The organism is Cupriavidus sp. 01L415 (assembly GCF_056400065.1).
The window spans coordinates 697,250-712,678 of record NZ_JBFTSP010000001.1; the positions used below are offsets into that span (position 1 = coordinate 697,250).

Annotated in this window: 11 protein-coding genes; 3 read left to right on the forward strand and 8 right to left on the reverse strand. The window is 66.6% G+C overall.

Features of this window, described 5'->3' with window-relative positions:
• Positions 1-71 precede the first annotated feature (71 nt).
• Positions 72-2,435, forward strand: coding sequence for a Tex family protein (locus AC1DOX_RS03195; protein WP_092138117.1), 2,364 nt, complete (start codon positions 72-74; stop codon positions 2,433-2,435).
• A gap of 103 nt (positions 2,436-2,538) precedes the next feature.
• Here the strand turns inward: AC1DOX_RS03195 and AC1DOX_RS03200 are convergent, their stop codons facing one another.
• From AC1DOX_RS03200 to AC1DOX_RS03235, 8 genes are all read right to left on the reverse strand, one after another.
• A complete protein-coding gene (locus AC1DOX_RS03200; RefSeq protein ID WP_441620446.1) occupies positions 2,539-4,437 on the reverse strand; it encodes a potassium transporter Kup in 1,899 nt (632 codons plus the stop codon).
• 389 nt (positions 4,438-4,826) lie between these two features.
• Complete coding sequence (locus tag AC1DOX_RS03205; RefSeq protein ID WP_441620444.1) at positions 4,827-5,549, reverse strand: ABC transporter ATP-binding protein; 723 nt, start codon at positions 5,547-5,549, stop codon at positions 4,827-4,829.
• Positions 5,546-6,313 carry an ABC transporter ATP-binding protein gene (locus AC1DOX_RS03210; RefSeq protein ID WP_441620561.1) on the reverse strand — a complete coding sequence of 256 codons (768 nt, stop codon included), beginning with the start codon at positions 6,311-6,313 and terminating at the stop codon, positions 5,546-5,548. The genes AC1DOX_RS03205 and AC1DOX_RS03210 overlap by 4 nt, the downstream gene beginning before the upstream one ends.
• Before the next feature lie 5 nt (positions 6,314-6,318).
• Complete coding sequence (locus AC1DOX_RS03215) at positions 6,319-7,407, reverse strand: branched-chain amino acid ABC transporter permease (protein WP_441620442.1); 1,089 nt, start codon at positions 7,405-7,407, stop codon at positions 6,319-6,321.
• Between the two features lie 27 nt (positions 7,408-7,434).
• Positions 7,435-8,301, reverse strand: coding sequence for a branched-chain amino acid ABC transporter permease (locus AC1DOX_RS03220; protein WP_092138120.1), 867 nt, complete (start codon positions 8,299-8,301; stop codon positions 7,435-7,437).
• 100 nt (positions 8,302-8,401) lie between these two features.
• A complete protein-coding gene (locus AC1DOX_RS03225) occupies positions 8,402-9,595 on the reverse strand; it encodes an ABC transporter substrate-binding protein (RefSeq protein WP_092138121.1) in 1,194 nt (397 codons plus the stop codon).
• Positions 9,596-9,692: 97 nt separating this feature from the next.
• Positions 9,693-10,508 (reverse strand): alpha/beta fold hydrolase, encoded by an 816-nt coding sequence (locus tag AC1DOX_RS03230; RefSeq protein WP_441620439.1) that lies wholly within the window; start codon positions 10,506-10,508, stop codon positions 9,693-9,695.
• 28 nt (positions 10,509-10,536) lie between these two features.
• On the reverse strand, positions 10,537-12,252 hold the full coding sequence (locus AC1DOX_RS03235; protein WP_441620437.1) for a benzoate-CoA ligase family protein: 1,716 nt from the start codon (positions 12,250-12,252) through the stop codon (positions 10,537-10,539).
• A gap of 319 nt (positions 12,253-12,571) precedes the next feature.
• Between AC1DOX_RS03235 and AC1DOX_RS03240 the strand changes: the two genes are divergently transcribed.
• Together AC1DOX_RS03240 and boxC are read left to right on the forward strand one after the other, a co-directional pair.
• A complete protein-coding gene (locus AC1DOX_RS03240) occupies positions 12,572-13,510 on the forward strand; it encodes a helix-turn-helix transcriptional regulator (RefSeq protein WP_441620435.1) in 939 nt (312 codons plus the stop codon).
• 183 nt (positions 13,511-13,693) lie between these two features.
• Positions 13,694-15,391, forward strand: a complete 1,698-nt coding sequence (gene boxC / locus AC1DOX_RS03245; protein WP_441620433.1) for a 2,3-epoxybenzoyl-CoA dihydrolase — start codon at positions 13,694-13,696, stop codon at positions 15,389-15,391.
• The last annotated feature ends 38 nt before the right edge of the window (positions 15,392-15,429 follow it).

Genomic DNA, 15,429 nt, shown 5'->3' on the forward strand with positions numbered 1-15,429 from the left:
GTGCCTGCCCGTCACGGGAAGCCCCGCCCGCTTGTGGCAAAATGCCCCGCTTTCGACTGACTCGATTCCCGATGTCCAACTTGCCTGCTTCCGTCTCGCAAAAGATTGTGTCGCTCATCGCGGCCGAACTGTCCGTGCAACCCCGCCAGGTCGCGGCGGCCGTCGACCTGCTGGACGAAGGCGCCACCGTGCCGTTCATCGCCCGCTACCGGAAGGAAGTCACCGGTAACCTGGACGACACGCAGCTGCGCAACCTGGAAGAACGACTGCTGTACTTGCGCGACATGGAAGAACGCCGCGCGACGATCCTGTCTTCGATCGAGGAACAGGGCAAACTGACCGACGAACTGCGCGCGGCGATCGAAGCCGCAGACACCAAGCAGACGCTGGAAGACCTCTACCTGCCGTACAAGCCCCGCCGCCGCACGCGCGCCCAGATCGCCCGCGAATGCGGCCTGGAGCCGCTGGCCCAGGCGCTGCTGGCCGACCCGACGCTCGACCCGCAGGCCGAGGCAGCGAAGTACGTCAACGGCAACCCGACCGCCGAAGGCGGCGTGCCCGACATCAAGGCCGCGCTGGACGGCGCGCGCGACATCCTCTCCGAGCAGTTCGGCGAGACCGCGGAGCTGCTGGGCAAGCTGCGCGAGCACCTCTGGAATCACGGCATCGTCGTCTCCACCGTGATGGAAGGCAAGGAAAACGCCGAGGAAGAGAAGTTCCGCGACTACTACACCTACAGCGAGACGATTCGCACCGTGCCGTCGCACCGTGCACTGGCACTGTTCCGCGGCCGCAATGCCGGCGTGCTGATGGTCAAGCTGGGGCTGGGCGAGGAACAGGACGCGATGGTGCCGCATCCGTGCGAAGGCATGATCGCCCGCCACGTAGGCATCCAGAACCTGAACCGCCCGGCCGACAAATGGCTCGGCGATGTGTGCCGCTGGTGCTGGCGCGTGAAGGTGCAGCCCCATATCGAGACGGAGCTGCTGACGCAACTGCGCGAGACCGCCGAGAACGAAGCCATCAAGGTGTTCGGCCGCAACCTGCACGAACTGCTGCTGGCCGCGCCGGCCGGCCCGAAGTCCGTGATGGGTGTCGACCCGGGCATTCGCACCGGCTGCAAGGTGGCGGTGGTGGACCACACCGGCAAGCTGCTGGAAACGGCCACGATCTATCCGCACGAGCCGCGTCGCGACTGGGAGGGATCGCTGGCCACGCTGGCACGCCTGGCAAAGCAGCACAACGTGGCCCTGGCCTCGATCGGCAACGGCACGGCCAGCCGCGAGACCGACAAGCTGGTGCAGGACCTCATGAAGCGCGCCCCGGACCTCAAGCTGACCAAGATCGTGGTGAGCGAGGCCGGCGCATCGGTGTACTCGGCCTCCGAGCTGGCGGCCAAGGAATTCCCGGAGCTCGACGTGTCGCTGCGCGGCGCGGTGTCCATCGCTCGCCGCCTGCAGGACCCGCTGGCGGAACTGGTGAAGATCGACCCGAAATCGATCGGCGTGGGCCAGTACCAGCACGACGTCAACCAGCGCGAGCTGGCACGCGCACTGGACGCCGTGGTGGAAGACTGCGTGAATGCCGTGGGCGTGGATGTGAACACGGCCTCCGCCCCGCTGCTGGCGCGCGTGTCCGGCCTGAACACGGTGCTGGCGCGCAACATCGTTGAATTCCGCGATGCCAACGGCGCGTTTGCCAACCGCGACGCGCTGAAGAAGGTGCCACGCCTGGGCGACAAGACGTTCGAGCAGGCTGCCGGCTTCCTGCGCATCAACACCGGCGACAACCCGCTGGACCGTTCGTCGGTTCACCCGGAAGCCTATCCGGTGGTGCAGCGCATCCTCGACCACATCAAGCGCGGCCTGCCCGACGTGATGGGTAACCGCGACGCGCTGCGCGGCCTGTCGCCGCAGCAGTTCACGGACGAGACCTTCGGCCTGCCGACGGTGCGCGACATCCTGGCCGAGCTGGAAAAGCCGGGCCGAGATCCGCGCCCCGAGTTCAAGACGGCCACGTTCCAGGACGGCGTGGAGGACATCAAGCACCTGCAGCCCGGCATGGTGCTGGAAGGCGTGGTGACCAACGTGGCGGCGTTCGGCGCATTCGTGGACATCGGGGTGCACCAGGATGGCCTGGTGCATATCTCGGCGCTGTCCAGCAAGTTCGTCAAGGACGCGCACGAAGTGGTCAAGGCCGGCCAGATCGTCAAGGTCAAGGTCATGGAAGTGGACGTGAAGCGCAACCGGATCGGCCTGACCATGCGGCTGGACGACGAGCCGGGCCAGACGTCGTCGCGTCCGGGTGCGGAGCGCGGCAACGACCGGGGCGGCCAGCGCAATGGCGGTGGCGCCAAGGGCTTTGGCGGTGGCCGCAGCCGTGATCCGGAACCGGCTGGCGCAATGGCGGCCGCGTTCGCCAAGCTGAAGCGCTGAGCCAGACCCGCGCTGCAAAGCAAAAACGCCCCGCACGGTTTGCACGTGCGGGGCGTTTTTACGTTCTGTCCACAGCCATCGCGGTGGACAGCAGCGCCGGCATTCAGATCTCGACCTTGGTCCCCAGTTCCACCACCCGGTTGGCCGGGATCGAGAAGAAGTCGGAGGGCTTGGCGCCGTTCTGATGCATCCATGCGAACAGGCTCTCGCGCCACATCGACATGCCGGGCAGCTTCGACGGAATCACCGATTCGCGCGCGATGAAGAACGACGTCTCCATCAGCTCGAAGTCCATGTTCAGCTTGCGGTGCGCCAGGTCCAGCACGCGCTGCACGTCCGGTGTTTCCTTGAAGCCGTACTCGGATTTCAGGATGAACACGCCGCCGCCAAGGTCCTTGCAGGTCAGGCGGTGGTCGTCGTCCACGAACGGGATGTCGCGCGTGACAAAGCTCAGGAAGACCACGCGCTCATGCAGCACGCGGTTGTGCTTGAGGTTATGCAGCAGCGATACCGGCACCGACTCCGTGTTGCCGGTCAGGAACACGGCGGTCCCTTCCACGCGGTGCGGCGGGTGCGCCAGCAGGCCCGCGATGAACGGCTCCAGTGGAATCCCGTCCTCCAGGCTGCGCGCGCGCAGCAGCTTGCGGCCGCTGTACCACGTCATCAGCAGGAAGAACGCCACGCTGCCCATCAGCAGCGGGAACCAGCCGCCCTCCGCCACCTTGAGCAGGTTGGCCGCGAAGAACGTCAGGTCCACCAGCAGGAAGCCCGCGCCAAGCAGCGTCACCAGCAGCGGATTCCACTTCCACACGTTGCGCATGCACACCGCGGCCAGGAAGGTCGTGATCAGCATGGTCGTGGTCACGGCGATGCCATACGCGGCAGCCAGGTTTTCCGACTTGCGGAACGAGATCACCACGGCCACCACCATCACCAGCAGGACCCAGTTGATCACCGGCAGGTAGATCTGGCCGATTTCGGCTGCCGACGTGTAGCGGATGCGCATGCGCGGCACAAAGCCCAGCTGGATGGCCTGGCTGGTCAGCGAGAATGCGCCGGAGATCACCGCCTGCGACGCAATCACCGTCGCACAGGTGGACAGCAGCACCATCGGGATCAGCAGCGGGCCCGGCACCATCAGGTAGAACGGGTTCGAAGCCGCCTCCGGGTTCATCAGCAACAGCGCGCCCTGGCCAAAGTAGTTCAGCATCAGGCACGGCATGACCAGCACGAACCAGCCGATACGGATCGGCTGCGCGCCAAAGTGGCCCATGTCGATATACAGCGCCTCCGCACCGGTCAGCACCAGGAAAACCGCGCCCAGCACGATGAAGGCCTGCAGCGAATGCTCGATCAGGAAGTGGATGCCGTAGTACGGGTTGACCGCCTTGAGAATCTCCGGCGCCTGCATCAGGTTGAAAACGCCCAGCGCGCCCAGCGTGATGAACCACACCGTCATGATGGGGCCGAAGAACTTGCCTACCGCGGTCGTGCCGTGGCGCTGGATCAGGAACAACGCGATCAGGATCACCAGCGTGATCGGGATCACGAAGTTCGATAATTGCGGCGTGGCGATCTCCAGGCCCTCCACGGCCGACAGCACCGAGATCGCCGGCGTGATGACCGCATCCCCGTAGAACATGCAGGCGCCGAAGATACCCAGCATCATCAGGAACCGCGCCTTGTTCGAGCGCGGCGCGGCCGTCCGCAACACCAGCGCCATCAGGGCCAGCACGCCGCCCTCGCCGTCGTTGTCCGCGCGCATCACGAACACCACGTACTTCAGTGACACCACGATGATCATCGCCCAGAACAGCAGCGAGATGATGCCGAGCGCGGCATCGGGCGTGAATGGAATCCCGTGCTCCTTGCTGAAGCATTCCTTGAGGGCGTACAGGGGGCTGGTGCCGATGTCGCCGAAGACGACGCCGATCGCGCTGACGACGAGCGCGCGCGTACTCGGACTTTCGACGAAGTAGTGACTGGTTGCGGATTGAGTCATGGATTTGGGTCTGGTGGACCGGCTCGCGCCTCCCCGGCCTGACTTCGGCTAGCCCGGCAGGATGCCAGGTATGCAACCCAGGAAATGTGACGTCCTAGGCACGGGTACTCTCACGCAAGCGGCTCCGGTCCGCGATGGGGCGTTATGGCCTCTATTGCATTGCACAAACGGGCGCATTCTAGATGAAGTGCGGTAAGACGACCACTGTGGAAGATGCCGGTGTCCCGGCCCGGAACCCATGAAGCATGGAAGGGAAGCATGGCAGGGTCAAGCCCTGTCCGGGAGGCGGGGGTGGGCTGGGCCACGCAGCGATCGTTGCTCGCGCGCGACAAATGCTGCATCCGCAACTTGCCGGAGCACCCCTCATGCGGCGCTCAGACAGGTGGCGCTCAAACGCCCAGGTAGCGGTCCAGCGCGGCGGGCGCCGCCGCCAGCTCGGCCGCGGGGCCGGTCAGCACGACCTGCCCCTTCTCCAGCACCACCACGCGGTCCGCATGGGCCAGCACCGCGCGATAGTTGCGATCCACCACCACTGATGCGATGCCCGTGGCCCGTACCGTGGCAATCACGTTCCAGATCTCGCGCACGATCTTTGGCGCCAGCCCTTCGGTGGCCTCGTCCAGCACCAGGCATTCGGGATTGGTCATCAGCGCCCGGCCAATCGACAGCATCTGCTGCTCCCCGCCGGACAGTTGCTGGCCGCCATGCGACAGGCGCTCCTTGAGGCGCGGAAACAAATCGAGCACGCGGGCCTCGTCCCAGTCCTTGCGGCCATTGCAGCCGGCCCGGGCGGCCATCAGCAGGTTTTCCCGCACGGACAGATTCGGGAAGATGCCGCGACCTTCCGGCACATACGCCACGCCGAGCCGCGCCACCTCATGCGGCTGCGCGCGCGACATGTCGCGGCCCGCCACGCGGATATCGCCCTCGCGCTGGCGCACATGGCCCAGCAGCGTCCGCAGCAGCGTGCTCTTGCCCATGCCGTTGCGGCCCAGCAGGCCGACGGTTTCGCCCGCGCCGACATGGAAATCCACGCCGCGCAGGACATGGCTGGATCCGTACCACGCGTTGACGCCGATCGCGTCGATGATGTCCGGCGAGTGGGCGTTCATGCGTGGGTCTCCTCTTCCTCGCCCAGATAGGCCAGCTGCACTTCGTGGTTGGCGCGGATCTCGGCGGGGTTACCCGACGCGATGACCGTGCCATTGACCATCACGGTGATCCGGTCGGCCACGGCGAAGACCGCCTCCATGTCGTGTTCCACCAGCAGGATCGCGTGACCGTCGCGCAGGCCGCGCAGCAGATCCAGCATGCGTGCGGATTCCTCGGCACCCATGCCCGCCAGCGGCTCGTCGAGCAGCAATGCCACGGGCTGCGTGGCCAGGCACATCGCCACCTCCAGTTGGCGCTTCTGGCCGTGCGCGAGTTCGCTGGCGAGACGCCCGGCATGCGCCGCGAGGCCCGCGCGTTCCAGCGCTTCATCGGCCAGCGCGTGGCTGGTGCGGCAACCCTGCGCCGGCTCCCACAGCCGCCATGCCCGCTGCGCACGCGACTGCGCCGCCAGCCGGCAGTTCTCGCGCACGGTCAGCGGCAAGAAGATGTTGTTGCGCTGGTAGCTGCGGCCAATGCCGTGGCGCGCCAGCTTTGGCTGCGTCCAGCCGGTCACGTCCTGCCCCTGCAGATGAAGCCGGCCGGACGATGGCGGCAGTTCGCCCGACAGCATGTTGATCAGCGTGGACTTGCCGGCGCCATTGGTGCCGATGACCGCGTGGATCTCGTGTAGTTGCAGCGCCAGGGTCACGTCGTTGACAGCGGTCAGGCCGCCGAACCGGCGCGTCAGGCCCTCCGCCTGCAGCACGGGCGGGGTGGTCGTCATCTCGGTCATGTTGCCTCCCGACTGCGCGCATTGGTCTCCGCGTTGGTCCCCGCGGCATCCTCGCCTGCGCCGGCGCCATTCCCCCTGCGGCGGGGCGATCGATGGCGCAGCACCGCCGGCACGCTGACCAGCCCACGCGGCAGCAGCGCCACGGCCAGGACGATGAAGCCGCCCATCAGCAGCTGCCAGTGCTTGGTGAGCGTACTGAACCACTCGGCCAGCAGCACGAACGAGAACGCGCCCAGCACCGCACCGGCCAGGCTGCCCACACCGCCCAGGATCACCATCAGCATGGCGTTGCCGGACTGGTGCCACGACGCAATCTCCGGATTCACGAACCCGAACTGGATGGCGTAGAGATAGCCCGCCAGCCCCGCGAACATGCCGCCGGCCACGAACGCGCCAAGCTGGTAGCGATAGGTGGCATACCCGGCGGCGCGCATGCGCTGCTCGTTGTGCCGGATGCCGACCAGCGCATGCCCGAAGCGCGAGCGCAGCAGTACCGCCAGCGCCACCACGGTCAGGATCAGCGCCACCAGCACCATCCAGTAGAACTGCACGGGGTCGTTGACCGTCAGCGGCCGATCGGCAAATACCTGGAACTCGGGCCGGAAGTAGATATACGTCCCGTCACTGCCACCCGCGATCTTGGTGTCGTGGAAGACGAAGTAAACCATCTGCGCAAAGGCCAGCGTGACCATGATGAAGTACACGCCGCGCGTGCGCAGCACCAGCGCACCCACCACCAGCGCCAGCGCGGCCGCGGCGGCCAGCGCACCCAGCAGCAGCAGCCAGCCGTTGCCCGCCCCGCCCTCGGGCGCGAGCATCGCCGTCGCATAGGCCGCCACGGCAAAGTAGGCGGCATGGCCCAGGCTCACCAGCCCGGTGTAGCCGATCAGCAGCTGCAGCGACAGCGCGAAGATGGCCATGATCATGACCTTGCTGAGCAGCTCGATATAGAACTTGTTGCTGTCGGCGGTCAGCACCAGCGGTGCGGCGCACAGCACTGCCAGCGCCAGGATCCAGCCCAGCGCGGCCAGCCAGCCTGGCCGGCGGACGTCCTGCAGCGGTGGCGTGGAAGAATTCGGTTGCATGGCCATCGTCATTTCCTCTCGTCCGGGTCAGCCGGCCCGGAACAGGCCCTGCGGTTTCCACAGCAGGATCACCGCCATCAGCAGGTAGATCAGCACGCCGGCCGCATCCTGCCAGAACACCTTGCCGAAGGTGTCGACAAAGCCCAGCAGCAGCGACGCCACCAGCGCGCCCTTGACGGACCCGATCCCGCCGATCACCACCACCACGAAGCAGACGATCAGCACTTGCCCCCCCATGCCCGGATAGACCGACGAGACCGGGGCCGCGATCATCCCGGCCAGCACGGCCAGCGCCACGCCCAGCGCGAACACGAAGCGGTACAGCACCGTGACGTTGATACCGAGCGACTGCACCATCTCCCGATTGGTGGCGCCCGCGCGGATCATCATGCCGAGGCGCGTGCGGCGGATGACGTAGTACATCGCCCCGGCCACCAGCAGGCAGACCGCGGAGATAAACAGCCGGTAGACCGGATACGTCATGTCGTTGCCGATCGGCAGCGCACCGTCCAGCAGCGCCGGCACGGCCACGCCGTGCACATCGTCACCGACGAGGATGCTGCGCAGCTCCTCGAACACCAGGATCAGCCCGTAGGTCATGAGCACCTGCTGCAGGTGATCGCGCTGATACAGGTAGCTGAAGAAAAACCACTCCAGCACGTAGCCGAATGCGACGGCCAGCACAATGCCGAGCGGAATGGCGATGAACAGGTTGCCCGTCAGGCTGGCGAGCGCAAACGCCAGGTAGGCGCCGAGCATGTAGAAGCTGCCGTGGGCCAAGTTGATCACGCCCATGATGCCGAAGATCAGCGTCAGGCCGCTCGCCACCAGGAACAGCAGCAGGCCGTACTGCACGCTGTTCAGGCACTGGATGAGAAAAGAAACGATGTCCATGCTGCGGGCCAATCCTTGATGATGCCGATGCCGGCGTCTGTCGGCGTTTGTCCCGGCGCTCGCGCAAGTCGGAGCGCGCGGGACGCCGGGACAGTGCCTCTTAGAGGCGGCAGCCGCGAGCCGGGTCGGCAAGCGCCTTCACGGCCACGCTGCTGACCTTGTTCTCGCGGCCATCGACCTTGCGCAGATAGAAATCCTGCACCGGGTTGTGCGCCTTCGACAATGTGAAGCTGCCGCGTGGGCTGTCGACCCGGGTGGCCTCCATCGCCTTGATGACCTCGGGCTTGCGCGTCATGTCGCCCTTGACCGCATTGGCGCCAGCGGCCAGCAACTGCGCGGCGTCGTAGCCCTGCACCGCGTACACGTCCGGCTGCAGCTTGTAGGTCTTGGCGTAGTCCAGGCGGAAGCCCTTGTCGCGGTTGTTGGTCAGGCCATCCGCATAGTGCAGCGTGGTCTCCAGCCCCTGTGCGGCGGTGCCCTGCGCTTCCAGCGTGCCATCGGTCAGGAAGCCCGATCCGTACAGCGGAATCTTGTCCTTGAGCCCTGCCGCCTGCCAGTCCTTCACGAACTTGACCGCGCCGCCGCCGGCAAAGAACACGAACACGGCATCGGGCTTGAGCGATGCCACCTCCGTGATCAGCGCCTGGAATTCCACATTGGGGAACGGCAGGCTCAGTTCCTTGACCACCTTGCCGCCCTTGGCCTCGAAGGCTTCCTTGAAGCCCTTGACCGATTGCTCGCCCGCCGCGTATTTCCACGTCAGCGTGACCACCTTCTTCATGCCGCGGTCGGCCAGCACGTGGCCCATGGCATAGCCCGGCTGCCAGTTGGAGAACGACGAACGGAAGATATTGGGGCCGCACAGCGGACCCGTGGCCTCGTCCACGCCGGCGTTCGGAATGATCAGCAGCGTGTTGTTTTCCTTGGCCACCTTGACGATGCCCATCTGCACGCCCGAGTGCACCGTGCCGACGACCACGTCGACCTGGTCGCGCTTGATCAGCTTGGTGGCGTTCTCGGGAGCCTTGGCCGGGTCGGATTCGTCATCCACCTTGAAGTACTCGATCTCGCGCCCGCCGAGCTTGCCACCCTGCTGCTGCACATACATGCGGAAGCCGTTTTCGATGGCTGTGCCGAGCGCCGCATACGTGCCCGTGTACGGCAGCATGAAGCCAACCTTGATCTTGCCGGACGCGGCCGGGGCACTCTGGGCCAGCGCGCCGCCGGCAGCAGCCAGCAGCGTGGCGGCGGCCAGACAGACGGGCAGCAGCTTGCGCGATGCAATGCGATGCATGGGATCTCCTCCTGGTGGTCTGAAGCCATGTTTGGCCCGTGCGACACCTGGGCATGCAAGCGATGCCCGAGCCGTGGTGTCCAACCCGTCGGCCGAATTATTTTAGGATTGAAGTATGTGTCGTTATAAACGCCACCGTGGCCGCCGTCAACGCCCCCGTCTGGTCCCGGTGGGGCGAATGTCCACAGCGCGCGAGTTTAAGCAGCACGGTCTGCGGGGCATATCGATGGATACCCTCGATTTGCGCCATCGTGCCGTATTCGTCGTCCTCCCCCTGGACGGCCAGCGCAGGGCAACGGATGCCCGCCAGCAGCGGCCGCAAGTCCCATTCCCGGAACGCGGGGTTCAGCCAGATATCGTTCCAGCCCCAGAACGCGGAGTCGACGTCGGCATGATGGCGCGCCAGCTTGGCGCGCAGGTCGGTGGTCAGGTAGGTTTCGCGCGTGGCCGTGATGCTGCGGACGGAAATGTCTTCCACGATGATGTGCGGCGCCAGCACGGTCAGGCCATCGATGGCATCGGGAAAGCTCGCCGCGTGGATCAACGCGATGGAGCCGCCATCGCTATGGCCGAGCAGCCAGGGCTTGCCATGGCGGCGACCGGGGCCGATGTCGAGCGCATCGAACAGCGCCGGCAGCGCCTCGCGCGCCTGGCGGTGCATAAAATCCACGCCCCACTTTTCCGCATGCGGACGTGGCGTGGAGCGGCCATAGCCGTAGCGGGAAAACACCAGCCCGCGAAAGTCGCCAGCCTCGCATAGCTGGCGCGGAAATTCGCGCCACATGCTGACGGAGCCAAGGCCTTCATGCAGGAAGACCACCAGCGGCCGACGGATACGCTCCGGACGCAGCCATTGGCACTCGATGTCGATGCGACGCCCGTCGAACGGAATCGTCACCAGTTCGCTTTGCATGTCGGTCTCGCGGAAGGACGCTGCGGGTTCAGGGCTGCCGCGCGACTTCCTCGCGCTGGCGCAGCCGGAAGCGCTGGATCTTGCCCGTGGCCGTCTTGGGCAATTCCTCCACGCATTCGATCTGACGCGGATACTTGTACGGCGCGAGCCGCGACTTGACGAACGCCTGCAGCTCGGCCGCCATGCCGTCATGCCATTGCTGGCCGGGGCGCAGTACCACGAAGGCTTTCGGCTTCACCAGTTCGTCGGCATCGGTCACGCCGATGACGGCCGCTTCCAGCACGGCCGGGTGCTGCGCCAGTGCGGCCTCCACCTCGAACGGCGAGACGTAGATGCCGCCCACCTTGAGCATGTCGTCGCTGCGGCCCGCATAGGTGTAGTAGCCCTCCTCGTCGCGCACATACTTGTCGCCGCTGCGCGTCCACTCGCCGACGAACGTGTCGCGGCTCTTCTCGCGGTTGCACCAGTACATCAGCGCGGCCGACGGACCCTTGATATAGAGATCGCCGATCTCGCCGGCGGCGCAGGGTTCGCCGCGCTCGTCGAGCAGCTTCAGCGCGTAGCCCGGCACGGGCCGGCCCGTGGTGCCGTAGCGCACTTCGCCGGGACGATTCGACAGGAAGATGTGCAGCATCTCCGTGGAGCCGATGCCGTCGAGGATGTCGCAGCCGAAATGTGCCAGGAAGCGGTCGCCGATGTCGCGCGGCAGTGCCTCGCCGGCTGACGTGCACACGCGCAGCGTCACGTCGGCGCGCGGTGGCAGGTCCGCCGCGGCCAGCATGCCGGCAAACAGCGTCGGCACGCCGCAGAAAACGGTGGGGTGATACGTGGTGAGGCGACGGAAAACCGCCTGTGGCGTGGGCCGCTCGGCCATCAGGATCGTGGTGGCGCCGACCGACAGCGGAAACGTCAGCGCGTTGCCCAGTCCGTAGGCAAAGAACAGCTTGGCGGCGGAGAACACCACGTCGTCCTCGCGCAGGCCCAGCACCTGGCGCGCGTAGAGGTCGGCGGTATGGAACAGGTTGGCGTGCGTGTGGACCGTGCCCTTGGGGCGCCCCGTGGAACCGGAGGAATACAGCCAGAACGCCATGTCGTCCGGGCCGGTGGCCACGGCTTCGGCGAGCGGGTCGGCAGCGGCAACCATCTTCGCCACCGTGCGGGCGGGCCTGTCGTCGCCAGCGCTATCGCCCGTAGCCTCCGCATTGTCCGCACCAGGCGCGGCGACGATGAGATCCGGGCTCACGCCTGCCTTGTCGATCGCCGCCTGCATGACCGGCATCAGCGGCGCCGACACCACCACCGCGCGCGCACCGCTGTGCGTCAGCATGTAGGCGTAGTCATCGGCAGTCAGCAGCGTATTGACTGCCACCGGCACCACGCCGGCCAGCAGGCAACCCAGGAACGCAGTGGGGAAATCGATGGTGTCGAGCGCGCATAGCAGCACGCGCTCCTCGCGCCGGAAACCGGCCTGCTGCAACGCGCCCGCAAACCGGCGGCAGCGAGCGTCGAGTCCGGCAAAGGTGGTCGGGCCGTTGTCGTCGATATAGGCAGTCTTGGCGCCACGTCCGGCGGCGAGGTTCCGCGACAACAGATCCTCGGCGGCGTTGTACCGGGCGGGCAGCACGGCGACAATCGCTTCGGCGTCCGTTGCCGGTGGGGAAGATGCAATCGATGTGGCCGGGCGCGCAAGCGCTGCCGCCGCAGCCGGAACGGCCGGGGCGGCACTAGTGATCGGGGGCGTCATGTCTCCACTCCTCTGGCCATTTTCTGGCGTCCGCCGGCGTCGCGCGGATCATCATGGCTACAGCAGGTTGTCTTCTTGTGCCGACAGCCCTGGGGCCGCCGTTGTCGATGCATTTTATTTCATATCGACTATTATGCAAGCAAGGGTATGCACTATATAACAGGCAATAGAGCGATCCGGCCCGCCACAATCGTCGTCGATCACGGCGCGACCGAGGGCCTGCCGGGATCTGATCCGGCTCCCCAGGACGCTCCGTCGCCGCACGTATAATGCCGCCCTGCCCGACCTCAGGCCACATCCGAACCGCACCCCGACACGCATGCGCCGCGATCCCGAACCGCAGTTGAACGCCGAAGCCCGCCCGGCTGGCGAGCGCGATCCCTACCTCACGCAACTGGGGGACCGGATCCGTTCGCTGCGGGCATCGCGTGGCATGTCGCGCAAGGATCTCGCGCGCGGCGCCGGTGTCTCCGAGCGCTATCTGGCCAATCTGGAAACCGGCACCGGCAATGCATCGGTGCTGCTGTTGCGCCAGGTGGCCGGCGCGCTGGATGTGCCGCTGCCGGTCGTGCTGGCGGAGGTGGACGGCCATGCCGATCCGGCCGGTCAGAGCGGCCATCGCGCCGCCGAGTTTTCCCAGCTCGTGCAGTGGCTCGCCCAACTGCCCGCCGGCGACCTGGCCCGTGTACGCGACGCCGCGCGTCACGCCTTGTCGCCAGCCGAGTCGCGCGACGCGCGCCATCGCCGCATCGCGCTGATCGGGCTGCGCGGCGCCGGCAAATCCACGCTTGGCCGCGCGCTGGCGACCGCGGAGGGCATGCCGTTCGTCGAACTGAATACCGCCATCGAACAGGAAGCTGGCGCCAGCTTGTCGGAGATCCATTCGCTTTACGGGCAGGCCGCGTATCGCCGCTACGAGATGCGCGCGCTGGAACGCGTGCTGCGCGAACACGACACGATGGTACTGGCCACGCCGGGCAGCCTGGTGTCGGAGCCAGCCACCTTCAACCTGCTGCTGTCGCGCTGCTATACGGTCTGGGTGCGAACCTCCCCCGAAGAACACATGGCCCGCGTGGTTGCCCAGGGCGACATGCGACCCATGGAAGGCAACCGCGAAGCCATGACCGACCTGCGCCGCATCCTGCAGGCGCGCGCACCGCTTTACGCGCGGGCCGATGTGTCGATCGACACCAGCGGCCAGGACGCCGATACCTCGCTCAAGGCCCTGCTCTCCCAGATGCGGATGGTCGGCGCCTGAGCGGCCCAGGGCCCCGACGCCACCATCCTCTCATAGCTCTTTCCGCAGCCCTTTCCGCAGTCCCGTTCGCAGCCTCTCCTGACTTTCCCTGCCCGCTCGCGGGGCGGCCTTGCATCGCCTCCGTCGATGCACTATATTTCATGCAAAGCCATAAGGCACTATAGTGCATCAAGGAGACACCTCATGTCGGTCCTCGCCCCCACGACGCCGGCTGCCCAGGCCGCCGCGACCCCCGCACCCGTCACATTCGAGCGTCACCCCGATCAATACCGCCACTGGAAACTGACGTTCGATGGCCCTGTCGCCACCCTTTCCATGGATGTCGACGAAGACGGCGGGCTGCGCCCCGGCTACGCACTGAAGCTCAATTCCTACGATCTCGGCGTCGACATCGAACTCCACGATGCGCTGCAGCGCATCCGCTTCGAGCACCCGGAAGTCCGCACGGTGGTGATGACCAGCGCCCGCGAGCGCATCTTTTGCTCGGGCGCCAACATCTTCATGCTCGGCCAGTCCACCCACGCCTGGAAGGTCAACTTCTGCAAGTTCACCAACGAGACCCGCAATGGCATCGAGGATGCCAGCCGGCACTCGGGCATCAAGTTCATCGCCGCCTGCAATGGCACCACGGCTGGCGGCGGCTACGAACTGGCGCTGGCATGCGACGAAATCGTGCTGGTGGACGACCGCTCGTCGGCAGTGAGCCTGCCCGAAGTGCCGCTGCTGGGCGTGCTGCCCGGCACGGGCGGCCTGACGCGCGTCACCGACAAGCGCCGCGTGCGCCGCGACCACGCCGACATCTTCTGCCTGACCACGGAAGGTGTGCGTGGCCAGCGCGCCAAGGACTGGAAACTGGTGGACGAGGTGGTCAAGCCCGCGCGCTTTGCCGACTACGTGCAGGAACGCGCGCAGGCGCTGGCCGCGCAGAGCGACCGCCCCGCCGGGGAGGCCGGCGTCTCGCTGACGCCGCTTTCCCGTACCGTGGAAGCGGATGGCTATCGCTACGACACCGTGCGCGTGGACATCGACCGTGCCGGACGCCGCGCCACACTGACTGTGTCCGCACCGGGCGGCGGCGAGCCGACCGACATCGCCGGCATCTTGGCCGCCGGGGCCCAATGGTGGCCGCTCAAGATGGCGCGCGAACTCGACGACGCGATCCTCACGTTGCGCGCCAACCACCTCGACATCGGCATGTGGATTCTCAAGACCGAGGGCGACGCCGCCAACGTGCTGGCCGCCGACGCGCTGATGGAAACCCACGCGAGCCACTGGTTCGTGCGCGAAACGCTCGGCATGCTGCGTCGCACGCTGGCGCGCCTGGACGTCTCGTCGCGCAGCCTGTTTGCATTGATCGAACCCGAATCGTGCTTTGCCGGCACGCTGCTGGAACTGGCGCTGGCGGCCGACCGCACCTACATGCTGCAACTGCCCGATACGCCCGATGCCGCCCCGCGCGTGGTGGCCGACGCCGCCAACTTTGGCCGCTATCCGATGCCGAACGGGCTGACGCGCCTGGCCGCGCGCTTCTATGAGGATGCCGACGCGATCGCCGCCGTGCGCGAGCGGACCGGCCAGCCGCTCGACGGCCCGGCGGCAGAGTCGCTCGGCCTGATCACCGCGTCCCCCGACGACATCGACTGGGACGACGAAATCCGCATCGCCATCGAGGAACGCGCCAGCCTGTCCCCGGACGCCCTGACCGGGCTGGAGGCCAACCTGCGCTTTGGCGGCCGGGAAACCATGGAGACCCGCATCTTCGGCCGCCTGACGGCCTGGCAGAACTGGATCTTCAACCGGCCCAACGCGGTCGGCGAACACGGTGCGCTCAAGGTGTTCGGCACCGGCAACAAGGCACGCTTCGACTGGGATCGGGTCTGACGACCTCGCCACCTGACGGCAAACGACTGGCACACAAG

Excerpts from the sequence above, each read along its gene's own strand:
- AC1DOX_RS03205 (WP_441620444.1), bottom strand. The coding sequence starts at position 5,549 with ATGAACGCCCACTCGCCGGACATCATCGACGCGATCGGCGTCAACGCG.
- AC1DOX_RS03235 (WP_441620437.1), bottom strand. The coding sequence starts at position 12,252 with ATGACGCCCCCGATCACTAGTGCCGCCCCGGCCGTTCCGGCTGCGGCG.
- AC1DOX_RS03220 (WP_092138120.1), bottom strand. The coding sequence starts at position 8,301 with ATGGACATCGTTTCTTTTCTCATCCAGTGCCTGAACAGCGTGCAGTAC.
- boxC (WP_441620433.1), top strand. The coding sequence starts at position 13,694 with ATGTCGGTCCTCGCCCCCACGACGCCGGCTGCCCAGGCCGCCGCGACC.
- AC1DOX_RS03200 (WP_441620446.1), bottom strand. The coding sequence starts at position 4,437 with ATGACTCAATCCGCAACCAGTCACTACTTCGTCGAAAGTCCGAGTACG.
- AC1DOX_RS03210 (WP_441620561.1), bottom strand. The coding sequence starts at position 6,313 with ATGACGACCACCCCGCCCGTGCTGCAGGCGGAGGGCCTGACGCGCCGG.
- AC1DOX_RS03240 (WP_441620435.1), top strand. The coding sequence starts at position 12,572 with ATGCGCCGCGATCCCGAACCGCAGTTGAACGCCGAAGCCCGCCCGGCT.
- AC1DOX_RS03195 (WP_092138117.1), top strand. The coding sequence starts at position 72 with ATGTCCAACTTGCCTGCTTCCGTCTCGCAAAAGATTGTGTCGCTCATC.
- AC1DOX_RS03225 (WP_092138121.1), bottom strand. The coding sequence starts at position 9,595 with ATGCATCGCATTGCATCGCGCAAGCTGCTGCCCGTCTGTCTGGCCGCC.
- AC1DOX_RS03215 (WP_441620442.1), bottom strand. The coding sequence starts at position 7,407 with ATGCAACCGAATTCTTCCACGCCACCGCTGCAGGACGTCCGCCGGCCA.
- AC1DOX_RS03230 (WP_441620439.1), bottom strand. The coding sequence starts at position 10,508 with ATGCAAAGCGAACTGGTGACGATTCCGTTCGACGGGCGTCGCATCGAC.